This is a genomic window from Bacillus sp. EB V-12, from assembly GCF_056158125.1.
Genome location: NZ_JBUXJL010000007.1, coordinates 153,672 through 166,640 on the forward strand (window position 1 = coordinate 153,672; position 12,969 = coordinate 166,640).

At 34.2% G+C, this 12,969-nt stretch carries 3 protein-coding genes and 2 pseudogenes; 3 read left to right on the forward strand and 2 right to left on the reverse strand.

Translation table 11 applies throughout. The features are described from left to right. Positions 1-656 precede the first annotated feature (656 nt). From ACZDYH_RS21135 to ACZDYH_RS21145, 3 genes are all read left to right on the forward strand, one after another. The gene (locus ACZDYH_RS21135) at positions 657-10,010 is read left to right on the forward strand and encodes a SpaA isopeptide-forming pilin-related protein (RefSeq protein ID WP_434713184.1); all 9,354 of its coding nucleotides are present in this window, start codon (positions 657-659) and stop codon (positions 10,008-10,010) included. Between the two features lie 489 nt (positions 10,011-10,499). After that, the gene (locus tag ACZDYH_RS21140) at positions 10,500-11,900 is read left to right on the forward strand and encodes a M28 family metallopeptidase (protein ID WP_434713185.1); all 1,401 of its coding nucleotides are present in this window, start codon (positions 10,500-10,502) and stop codon (positions 11,898-11,900) included. 146 nt (positions 11,901-12,046) lie between these two features. Next, complete coding sequence (locus tag ACZDYH_RS21145; RefSeq protein ID WP_000738221.1) at positions 12,047-12,421, forward strand: hypothetical protein; 375 nt, start codon at positions 12,047-12,049, stop codon at positions 12,419-12,421. A gap of 26 nt (positions 12,422-12,447) precedes the next feature. On the opposite strand, the pseudogene ACZDYH_RS21150 reads toward ACZDYH_RS21145, so the two are convergent. Both ACZDYH_RS21150 and ACZDYH_RS21155 read right to left on the reverse strand, forming a co-directional pair. Next, positions 12,448-12,588: pseudogene (locus ACZDYH_RS21150) on the reverse strand (anti-sigma factor); the annotation flags it as partial. Beyond that, a pseudogene (locus tag ACZDYH_RS21155) lies at positions 12,587-12,805 on the reverse strand (sigma factor); the annotation flags it as partial. The pseudogenes ACZDYH_RS21155 and ACZDYH_RS21150, both read right to left, overlap by 2 nt. Positions 12,806-12,969: the final 164 nt, after the last annotated feature.

Consider the following 12,969-nt stretch of genomic DNA (forward strand, 5'->3'; position numbering starts at 1 on the left):
ACTTAAGCTTATCTTTACTAAAAAGATATTGTAACTAAGGAGTAAAACACCTTCTTTCTTATTGTTTAAACAGGCTCAAAAATGACCGTAGTAACGTGTTAGTCGAATATTCTGTAATCCTTATATTTCTCTAACAATGTAAGAAACTATCACCTTTCAACTTCGGTCCACTAGTCGCACAACTCTCTTTAGACAAAATAAATGACTATTTTCAAAGTACATATTGTCTTCATTCTGACCAAAACCAACCCTATCTAGATTTTTATTTCCACATAACTTTAAGGCAAAAATAAGCCTTCACAAAGGGATACACTACCTTGGTTAGTATGTATCGTAAAACTTACCTTTATAACCATTCTTTTTTACTAGATATACATGAAAACTATCTCACATATAAAGGTCTGATATCATTATTTATATCAGTATTTTTTTCGACATTTTTTGTCGAATTGTGTATATTTCCATAGAACTGTGTAAATATACATTTTGTTTTACGTTAAATAATATTGCTTTGAACATAATTCTGTTTGTCTGAGAACGCGTATAGAAACGGAGGGATAACAAAAATAAATAGCTTATAACAAATACTTTTAATATTCCATTTGTTCATGTGGAATAAGTCCCCAATGGACAAATGAATGTTCAGAGGAGGAAAAATGAAAAAACTTTTTAATGTATGTTTAATTGTATTCGTACTATTTTCGCAACTTGCTAGTTTTCCATACAATCAAGTAAGAGCGGAAACCTTAACAGGAGATTCCTTATTTGACACTGTTGAAATGAAAGATGCAACGAATCATATTATTGACGAATCAAAAAATCCTAACAATTTAATAAAGATAGGATCAACCATTCAAGTAGAATACGCTTGGTCAATAAAAGATCAACAAGTTGCACACGCAAATGATACAGCAGTAGTTCAAATACCACTTGCATTAAAAGTATCTAAAGATTTGCAAGGGGATTTAGTAACAGATCAAAAAAATATTGGTCAATATTTTATAACAGCTAAAGATAATAAATTAAAATTAATATTTAATGATCAAGTAGAAAATTTGAAAGACGCTAAAGGAAAAATTAAAGTTGATACCGTGTTTAACTCAACTTTAAAACCTGGGGAAAAATCAGTTCAAATCGCTTTTCCTTTAGGAACAATGGTTCAGCCTATATCAGTTCCTGTTCAAGTAGAAATCTCTAAAGAAGATGGCACCAAACAGGATACTAATAAACAAGCGCAAGATCCAGTAGCTAAACCTGTTACTGACAATCCGGAGCAAGATCCAGCAACTAAAACTGTTACTGATAATCCGGAACAAAACCCAGCAGCTAAAACTGCCACTGATAATCCGGAACAAAACCCAGCAACTAAAACTGTTACCGATAATCCGGAACAAAACCCAGCAGCTAAAACTGCCACTGATAATCCGGAACAAAACCCAGCAGCTAAAATTGCTACTGACAATCCAGAACAAAAGCTATCAAGCGACCCTGCTGAGAATACAAATTCAGGTCCAAAGCAAATAACAACAAACATTTTAACCAGTGTAAAGTTGACGGATAAAGACGGAAAACCATTTACAGAGGATAACCGTCCAAGTACAGATTCCCCTGCCAATATTGAGTTTACATGGGAACTTTTAAAATCAATGAATGTGAAAAATGGAGATTACTATATTTTTGATCTTCCTAAACATTTTAAGATTTACAATACAATTAACAGTCCTTTATATGATAGTGAAAACCATCAAATTGGTAATTTTACTGTTACAAAAGATGGAAAAGTCACGATGACATTCAACGATTATGTTGAAGAGCATCCAGATGTTGCTGGTAACCTACAATTAAAGACAGAATTTAATAAAGCTGAAATTAAAGGTACAACAACACAAGAAATTCCTTTCCCGATTAAAGATAAGGATGTTTCTATTACAGTTGACTTTAAGCCTAATGTACAAACAGCTACGAATAAAAAGGGTTTACCTGATAGACCAATTAATACAAATGAAATTAATTGGAAAGTAGAGATGAACAAAACGAAAGACCCCCTTAAAAACGCTGTTTTTAAAGATAACATTCCACAAGGTACAAGCTTAAATAAAGATTCTATTAAAGTTTATTATTTAGAAGTTGATGTTAATGGGAATGTAACGCGTGGTGCAGAAGCTGAGCCAACTGATTACAATATTATTTCATCAGATGGCTCAAAATTGGAGATTGCTTTCAAAGATTCTATCAATAAAGCATATCAAATCGAATATGCCACAAAAATTACTGATGAAAATATTAAAAGTTTCCGAAATAACGTTACGATAACGAGTGATAATCAAAAGCAACAAAACGCAAGTTCTACTGTAACGGTTTCTCGTGGTACACACTTAAATAAAACAAGTAAATATGATCCAAAGACGCAAACAATTGAGTGGACAATTACTTACAATGGTGATCAAAGAGAGATCAAAAAAGCTGATGCGATTTTAAAAGATATTTTTGACGATACACACGAACTAGATGCAAATTCTATTGTTGTAAAAAACGCTTCATATAATGAAAAAGGAACGCTTATAACAGGAGACGCTGTTAATAATTACACTGTAAATAACAAGAAGAATGGATTCGATTTACAGTTTAATGATGATATTAATAGTGCTTATGTGATTACCTATAAAACCAAGCCAACTAATAAAGTTATAGAAGATGGAAAAGTAAAAAATAAAGTTACAGCTGATAATGATTCAAGTAAAGAAAATGAAGCTAGCTTCAAGCAGCAAAATATTATTAAATCTAATAATAAAGCTGAAACAAATTATAAAGACAAAACAACAACTTGGACAATTATAGTAAATAATAACAACTATCCATTAAGCAACGCGATTATTACGGACACCTTTGATCATGGTGGATTACAATTAAAAGATAAGAAACTAGAAATTAAAGACGGAAATTATACCCTTCAAGCTGGGACTGACTATATTTTAGATGTAACAGATAAAGGCTTCAAAATTACTCTTATAGGTACGTATCAGTCTAATATGACAAAGACATTAGTCGTAAAATATACGACAGACTTTGATTATACAAAGCTAGAAAGTGGTAAAACTTCATTTAAAAATACAGGTAACCTTTCTTGGATAGATACGGATTCTAATCCACAATCAAATAAAGTTGAAGCTAATTTCGATCCTGATACTTTCACAAAGGCAAATGGTTATAAATACGGTTCTTATAACGCCCAAACGAAGGAAATTACTTGGATAATAGGCTTTAACTATAATAATGTTGAGATTAAAGATCCTTATGTTATAGACGTAATACAAGATAAACAAAAATTAGTGCCTGGATCCATTGAAGTGCGCGATATGATTCTAAATGGAAATCCTGATAATGCACAACCTGGTAATGCTGTACCAACTGAGAAATATGAACTTGAAGAACCTACAGAGAAAAATAAAAACACCCTAAAGGTTCATTTCAAACAATCAATTAATTCACCTTACTATATTATCTTTAAAACAAGCCTTGATGGTGAACTTATCCAAGGCACCTACAAAAACGAGGCAGATTTAAAAGATGGCTCTAAAATTGTAAACACCCTTACAGGTGACACTCAAGTAAATAAAGGTGGCAGCTTCGTTACTAAAAAAGCTGTGCAAGACGACAACTATATTAATTGGAGTATCGCAATTAACGAAAGCCAATCAACCATTGCAGATGCCGTTGTAACAGATGATCCAACCGAAAATCAGGTAATTGTGGAAGATTCATTCCACTTATATCCTACAACTGTAGATCCATATGGAAATTTAACAAAAGATACAGTAAACGAATTAAAAGAAGGAACAGACTATAAACTCAAAATAACAACAGACAATAATACCGGAAAGCAACATTTCGAAATTGCCTTCTTGAAAAAAATTGATCGAGCTTATATTTTAGAATATCGCTCACTTATTAATGCAGACGATAAAGAAAAAGTAAGTAATAAAGCGAAAATCACAGGCAATAAGTTGACAGTTAAAAACACAGAAACTACTGAAACGATTGAAGTGAGAATGTCTTCTGGTTCAGGCGGAGGATCTGCTACTAAAGGCCGTGGAAACCTTGAAATTATAAAGGTAGATAACGACAATAAGAACGCACTATTAGCTGGGGCAGAATTTACTTTATACGATCGTACAGGTAAAACTGTTATCCGTAAAATTACAACAGACAAAGACGGTATCGCTAAATTTAATAATTTAAAACGCGATAAATATTTATTAAAAGAAACAAAGGCTCCTGAAGGCTATGTAATTAGCTGGGATTTAAAACAAGGGAAAATTGTTGAACTTGGTACACAAGAGACTACAACATATAAACTTGCAAATAAGAAGTTTGTCGGTAAAGTAGTTTTAACAAAGTCTGATGACCTGAATAAAAACGTCACACTGCAAGGTGCCGTTTTCACACTACTTGATAAAGACAAAAAAATAATTTCAGAACACGAAAAATTAACAACAAATAATCAAGGACAAATTACTGTAGATAATTTAAAACCAGGAACTTACTACTTACAAGAAACAACTGCTCCTGAGCATTATAAATTAGACAGTACACCTATACAATTCACAATCAAAGAAGATCAAACAACAGTAATAAACCGAACTGCAACAAACAGTTTGATTCCAGGATCGGCCATTTTAACAAAATTCGATAAAGATGGAAAAACTTTAGCAGGTGCGGAGTTCAGTGTACGCGATCGATATAACAAAGTAATTCGTGGATATGAAAAATTAACGACAAATGATCAAGGACAAATCGAAGCAAAAGATTTACGCCCTGGAGACTATCAATTTGTCGAAGAAAAAGCACCTAAAGATTACGACATAGATAAAAAACCAATTGAGTTTACAATTATAAAAAGTCAAAAAAAAGCAGTTACTGTTACAGCGACAAATCACCTCATTAAAGGTGGTGTCACTTTAACGAAAGTCGATGATGTCGATGGCACTGCCCTTGAAGGTGCTGTATTTAAAATTGTCGATGCGAATGACGAGAAACAAGTAATTCGTGAAAATATAAAAACAGGTTCAGATGGAAAAGTTACCGTTAAAGATTTAGAGCCTGGTGCTTATAAATTTATCGAAACAGAAGCTCCTAAGGATTATACGTTAAGTACAAACCCTATCGAGTTTACAATTGATAAAAGCCAACAAGCTCTTGCTACTGTTACGGCAAATAACAGCTTAAAAACGGGCGAGGTTGAATTATTAAAAGTTGATGAGTTTGGTGAGAAAAAACCACTAGAAGGTGCTGTATTCAAACTTGTCGATACAAATAATAATGACGTTTCCCCTCACACTAACTTAACTACTGATAAACACGGTAAAGTTAAAGTTAGTAACCTACGTCCTGGTACGTATAAATTTATTGAAATAGCTGCTCCTGAACATTACGTTTTACGAGCAGAACCTATTGAATTTACAATCGATAGAAGTCAGAAAGAAACTCTACTTGTGAAAGCTGAAAATGCTTTAAAACCAGGAGATGTTGAATTAACAAAAGTTGATGATATCGATGGTACAGCTCTTGAAGGTGCTGTATTTAAAATTGTTGATGCAAATGATGAAAAGAAAGTTATTCGCGAAAATGTAAAAACTGGTGCGGATGGTAAAGCTATCGCTACTGGCTTACGCCCTGGCGATTATAAATTTATCGAAGTAACAGCACCGAAGTATTACGACAAAAATACAAAACCAATTAAATTTACGATTACAGAAAGTCAAACAACTCAGGCTACTGTTACCGCTAAAAACAGCTTAACAAAAGGCGGTATTGAGTTAACAAAAGTGAATGCTGCAGATGAAAAGGAAACACTTGAAGGTGCTGTATTTAAAATCGTTAATAGAGATACTAATGAAGATGTTCGTACGGACCTTGTTACGAATAGTAAAGGAATGCTAGTTGTAGATGACTTACGTCCTGGTAACTATAAGCTTATCGAAACAAAGGCTCCAACTTATTACGATGTAAATGTAGAACCAATTGAATTTACAATCGAAAAAGGACAACAAAAACTCCTTCCACTTACATTTAAAAATAGTTTAACGAAAGGAAAAGTTAAACTTATTAAAGAAGATGATGTGGAAAGTAGTAAAGCTCTTGCCGGCGCTGTATTCACATTGCAAGACGCAACTGGCAAAGAAATTATGAAAGATTTAACAACAGATGATTACGGAGTATTAGTTATTCCTGATTTAGCACCAGGGGATTATCAATTTATCGAAACAAAAGCCCCTGAACATTATAAATTAGACAAAACACCTATTAAGTTCACAATTAAAAAAGGTAGTAAGGAAGATCTTCCTATCCCTGTTACTGTAAAAAATAGTTTACTTACAGGTGGCGTCACTTTAACAAAAGTTGATGATGTTGATGGCACTACTCTTGAAGGTGCAGAATTTATAATCGTTGACGCTCATGATACTAAAAAGGTAATTCGCAAAGGTTTAACGACTGATAAAAACGGTAAAATTACTGCTTCTGATTTACGTCCTGGAGACTATCAATTTGTTGAAGTAAAAGCTCCAAAAGACTATAGCTTAAGCAAAGACTCTATTCCGTTTACTATCGAAAAAAGTCAAAAAGAGAATATTACTGTTACTGCTACTAACAGTTTAAAGAAAGGTGCAGTAACATTAACAAAAATTGATGACATCGATCGTACGATGCTCGAAGGTGCAATCTTTAAGATTGTTGATATGAATGGTAAGGAAGTTCATACGAATCTTGTTACAGATAAAAACGGTAAAATTTCTGTTTCTGATTTACGCCCTGGAGACTATCAGTTCATTGAAACAAAAGCTCCTGAGCACTATGTATTAGATGAAACAACGATTCCATTTACAATTGAAAGAAGTCAAACGAAAGAGATCAATGTTACAGGCAAAAATGCTTTGAAAAAAGGTAGCGTTGAACTAACAAAGATTGACGATATTGATATGAATACAAAACTTGCTAACGCCGTATTTAATTTATTAGATGCAGACGGGGAGCTAGTTGAAGAAGGCTTAAAAACAAATGATGAAGGTAAAATTGTTGTTGAAAATCTACGTCCTGGTACGTATCAATTCGTTGAAACAATTGCTCCTGAACATTACGATTTAGATAAAAAACCTATCGTATTTACAATTAAAAAGAGCCAAACTGAAACTCTTCATATCACTGCTACAAATGCTTTAACAAAGGGTGCAGTTAAACTTTCTAAAGTAGACGATGTTGATGGCACTGTTCTTAAAGATGCAGTATTTAAAATTGTTAATATGAACGGTGATGTAGTTCATAAAGACCTTGTTACAAATGAACAAGGAATAATCGAAATTAACGACCTACGTCCTGGTGATTACCAATTTATCGAAACGAAAGCTCCTAAGCATTACGTTTTAGATGAAACACCAATCAAATTCACTATTGAAAAAGGACAGAAGAAAGTTATTTCTTTAACTGCTACAAATAGCTTAAAACAAGGTAGTATCGAATTACTTAAAGTTGATGATTTAAACACTCAAACAAAACTTGCCGATGCGGTATTTAATTTACTAGATCAAGATGGCAAAGTACTTAAAACAGATTTAAAAACAAACAGTGAAGGTAAAATCGTTATCGAAAACTTACGTCCTGGTACGTATCAATTCGTTGAAATAACGGCTCCTGAACACTATGATTTAGACAAAAAACCAATTATATTTGCAATTGAAAAAAGCCAGAAAGATATTGCTACCGTTACTATGAAAAATAGTTTAACAAAAGGTGGCGTGGAACTTTCTAAAGTGGATGATGTCGATGGCACTACTCTTGAAGGCGCAGTATTTAAAATTGTGGATATGAATGGCACTGTAATTCGCAAAGATCTTGTTACGAATCAACAAGGTAAAATTAGCGTTTCTGACCTACGTCCTGGTGATTATCAATTCATCGAGACAACGGCTCCGAAACACTATGATTTAAACAAAGAGCCAATTCCATTCACAATTACAAAGAGCCAAGCTGATCCTATCTCCGTTACAGCTACAAATAGCTTAACGAAAGGCGCTGTGGAACTTTCTAAAGTAGATGATGTAGATGGTACTGCTCTTAAAGATGCGATATTTAAAATTACTGATATGAATGGTAACGACATTCGCACTGAGCTTACAACAGATGTACATGGAAAAATTTCTGTTTCTGACTTACGTCCTGGGGACTATCAGTTTGTTGAAACGAAAGCTCCTGAACACTATAAATTAGATAGTACACCTATTAAGTTTACAATTAAGAAAAGCCAAAAAGAAAAGCTCCAAGTTACTGCTACAAATAGCTTAACTGAGGGTACTGTAGAATTAATAAAAGTGGATGATATAAATCCAGATACAAAACTTTCTGATGCAGTGTTTAACATCATCGATGCGAAGGGTAAAATTGTTCGTTCTGATTTAACTACTGATAAAGATGGAAAGATTTCTGTTTCTGATTTACGTCCGGGAGATTATCAGTTCATTGAAACGAAAGCTCCGAAAGATTACGATTTAAATAAAACACCTATCGATTTCACTATCGAGAGAAGTCAACTAACTCACGTTTCTGTTACTGCTAAGAACGGCCTAACAAAAGGTGGCGTGGAATTAACGAAAATTGACTCTGTAGATAAAAAAGAGATGCTAGAAGGTGCGGTATTTAAAATTACTGATATGAATGGTAACGACATTCGTACGAATTTAGTTACAAATAAAGATGGTAAAATCATCGCGAAAGACCTACAACCAGGAGACTATCAATTTATTGAAACGAAAGCTCCTAAACATTACGACTTAAATGAAGAACCAATTAAGTTCACAATCGAAAGAAGTCAAACAAAGCATGTCTTCGTTACAGCTATTAATAGCTTAACGAAAGGTAGTGTGGAGTTAATTAAAGTTGATGATACCAAGCAAAACACAACACTTGAAGGTGCAGTATTTAAAATTGTTAATAAGGATGGACACGATGTTCGTACCGATTTAACTACTGATAAAAACGGCCGTTTAGTTGTGGATGAATTACCACCAGGAGACTATGAGTTTATTGAAACAAAAGCTCCTGAACACTATGACTTAAACGACACACCTATTAAGTTCACAGTTAAAAAAGGCCAAGAAAAAATCGCCTCTGTTACTGCTACTAACAGCTTAACTAAAGGCGCAGTTGAATTAACTAAAGTTGATGACATCGATGGTACTACTCTTGAAGGGGCTATCTTTAAAATTGTAGATATGGACGGCAAGGATGTTCGTTCTGATCTAACTACTGATAAAGATGGTAAGATTTCTGTTTCTGATTTACGTCCGGGAGATTATCAGTTTATTGAAACGAAAGCTCCAACTGGCTATGATTTAAACGTTAAACCAATTCCTTTCACAATTACGAAAGGACAATCTCAGGTTACCTCTGTTACAGCCTTAAATAGTTTAACAACAGGTTCAATTGAGTTAACTAAAGTTGATATTGATCACCATGGAACACTTGAAGGTGCCATTTTCAATATTTTAGACCAAGATGGAAAAGTTATCCGAGAAGGTTTAAAAACAGATCAACACGGAAAAGTAATCGTAAATGATTTGAAACCTGGTACTTATCAATTAGTAGAAACAAAGGCTCCTAAAGGCTATCAATTAGATGCATCACCAATAAACTTTACAATTGATAAAGCCCAAGCTACGCCACTACAAATTACAGTTTCAAATAAAAAAATTGAATCTTCTTCAGGTGGAGATGACAAGCCAGTTACTCCTCCAAATAAAGAAGAAAACAAAGGCAATGAAATATCTGAGAAACACGAAAACGGAACTTCCGAAGAAACATCGAATAAAACAGATAACAAACAGCAAGATGATCGAAATACGGATAAACACCTTCCAAATACAGGTCATAAAGAAGACCCTACACAAACAGTAGGTATCCTTCTTCTACTAGCTGGATTATTAAGTATTTTGGCTACAAAACGCAAAAAAAATTATTAATAATTTTTTCACATCCAATCAATCTCCCAATTGATTGGATGTTTTTTTATACAAAAAGGACGATACATAAAGTATCGTCCTTTTAACGGGGTGAGGCTGCCCAAAAGTACGGAAAACCTTTGAACAGCCTCTTATTTTCATATGGATGCCTTACATATATCACTGATAATAATTATGAAATGCGGAAACATAATTACCATCAACTGATTCAAACATGAGAAATGAAACCCTACAGTGATTCCATTCCTCTACATAATCTAAAGTTTGGGTACACTAGATTCATGCAATGTAGGAGCTTTCAGAGTAGAAAGCGAACCTTCGTTTAAAATGATAGCATACATATCTCCCTCAAAAATATGCAAATATGCATATATCGTTTTTATTTCTCAATGTCAGAATATTGAAAAATAAAAGGTGCAAAGGTAAAATAAAGTCATTATCCGTCTTCTTTTGTCAGTCAGAGAGAATAGAAGAATAGGAGAGGAAAAAATGAGAAAATCATTGAAACAAAAAATAGTAAGCTCTTTGCTTGCTGTATCACTCGCTGTTAGCTTAGCTCCAATTGGGCAAGCAAAAGCGGATTCCACGTCAGAGGTTACACAAACTCCATCTATTACAAAACAGATTGATCCAAACCGCGCGATTGAACATGTTCGTTTCTTATCTGAAACAATTGGTCCTCGCCCCGGTGGAACAAAATCCGAAGAATGGGCTTCTCGTTACATTGGTATGCAGCTTAAATCAATGGGCTATGACGTAGAATATCAACCATTTCAGGTGCCCGATCAATACGTTGGATTCATTGAATCACCACTATCAACGAAACGTAATTGGCAAGCTGGTGCTGCTCCTAATGCACTCATTTCTACAGAAGCTGTTACAGCTCCCCTTATCTTTGTTCAAGGTGGGACAAAATTAGAAGATATTCCAAATGAAGTAAACGGTAAAATTGTTTTATTTGAAAGAGGAACGACAGTTACAGACTATAATAAACAAGTTGAAAATGCTGTTAGCAAAGGTGCAAAAGGTGTTCTTTTATACAGTTTAATTGGCGGACGCGGAAATTATGGACAAACCTTCAATCCCCGCCTAACGAAAAAGCAATCTATCCCTGTCTTTGGTCTTGCTTATGCGCAAGGAAATGCATTTAAAGAAGAAATCGCTAAAAAAGGGACAACAATTCTTTCCCTAAAAGCGAGACATGAATCTAAATTAACATCTCTAAATGTTATCGCCAAAAAGAAACCAAAAAAGAGTACAGGTAATGAGAAAGCAGTCGTTGTAAGCTCGCACTATGATAGTGTTTTCGGAGCACCTGGCGCAAATGATAATGCTTCTGGAACTGGATTAGTATTAGAACTAGCTCGTGCTTTTCAAAATGTAGAAACTGATAAAGAAATTCGCTTTATTACCTTTGGTTCTGAAGAAACTGGATTACTTGGTTCGGATTATTACGTGAATAGTCTATCCCAAAAAGAACGCGACCGTATTTTAGGTGTCTTTAACGCCGACATGGTTGCAACAAATTATGATAAAGCAAAGAATTTATACGCTATGACACCTGATGGCTCTACAAACTTTGTAACAGACGCTGCCTTGCAAGCAGGTAAACAACTAAATAATGACCTCGTCCTACAAGGTAAATTCGGTTCTAGTGATCATGTTCCATTTGCTGAAGCTGGTATTCCTGCTGCTCTATTCATTTGGATGGGTGTCGATAGTTGGAATCCATTAATCTATCATATTGAGAAGGTATACCATACACCTCAAGATAACGTATTAGAAAACATTTCACCTGAACGAATGAGAATGGCATTAGACGTTATCGGAACAGGAGTTTATAACTCGCTTCAAAAACCTGTTCCTCAAACTGAACAGAAAGCTGCTTAATCATTTAAAAGACCACTGATTTTATCAGTGGTCTTTTATTGAGAAAAAATATATATGCATAAAAGCATATTTTATCCTACCCATTATCGTATACAATATTAACTGTAACAACACCGATTACAACTAATAAGGAGGCTTTTTCTATTATGAAAAAAATGATTTTAGCAGGTGCATTAACTTTAGCAGGAATTACTGGAGCTACTGCGTTTATTCCTGAAACAAAAGTCGCTGCTGCCGCTCAAGAACAAAGCTTTACAAAATTTTATTCTTTGCAAACTGGAGGTAGTTCTGAACAAGAACCTATTTTCCTTCAAAAAGGACAAGAACTAACAATTCATCCTAACAGCAAAACTCCTAGTTACAGTGTTTATGACTCAAATCATAACCTAATTGGACGTTATTCTGATGGTTACGGCCGAATTTTCACTGCAAAAACAGATGGAAATATGTATGTTCAATTTCATGCACCTTACGTTTACTATAGTCCTGTTAGTTTTTCTGTTACTTATACTATTCAATAAAAAAGAGGTCCTTTATAGGGCCCCTTTTATTTCTCTTGCCAATTCACTTTTACGAATCCATCTTTCACTTTTAATCCGCTTATATTCAATACATACTCTTCATTTGCTTTTAAAGTAACTGTAAAACTACCTTTTTTCGATTCACAGATTTCCTTTAACTCCTTTATCCACATAAGAAAGTTGGTGCCTTGATGAAAAAACTTTTATCCATGTCTCTTGAAAAATATCTTCCGCGTCTTCTTTCGTCTTTGCTAACTTATAGCATAAGGAATATATTTGCTTCTTATATATATCAATTAATTCTTCTACCTTTTCTTCCATCATAAGCCTCCTGTCATTTATATAAGACGACGCAAATTCCCTTTTTGTTTGATAAAATTTTATTTTTTTATTATCTCCACATAAAAAGGCAATCACAACATCGTGTGATTGCCTTTTATTTAAAAACGAAAGTCCGCTTCCGCTTTTCTTTATTGTCCAGCTCCAGCGGCTAGAATACTCGGTGGCTTCGCGCCTTCCTCCGAGGCAAAGTACGCCTCTCTCTCAGG

What these genes read in the sequence shown, in the direction of transcription:
- ACZDYH_RS21135 (WP_434713184.1), top strand. Translation starts at nt 657, where the DNA reads ATGAAAAAACTTTTTAATGTATGTTTAATTGTATTCGTACTATTTTCG.
- ACZDYH_RS21140 (WP_434713185.1), top strand. Translation starts at nt 10,500, where the DNA reads ATGAGAAAATCATTGAAACAAAAAATAGTAAGCTCTTTGCTTGCTGTA.
- ACZDYH_RS21145 (WP_000738221.1), top strand. Translation starts at nt 12,047, where the DNA reads ATGAAAAAAATGATTTTAGCAGGTGCATTAACTTTAGCAGGAATTACT.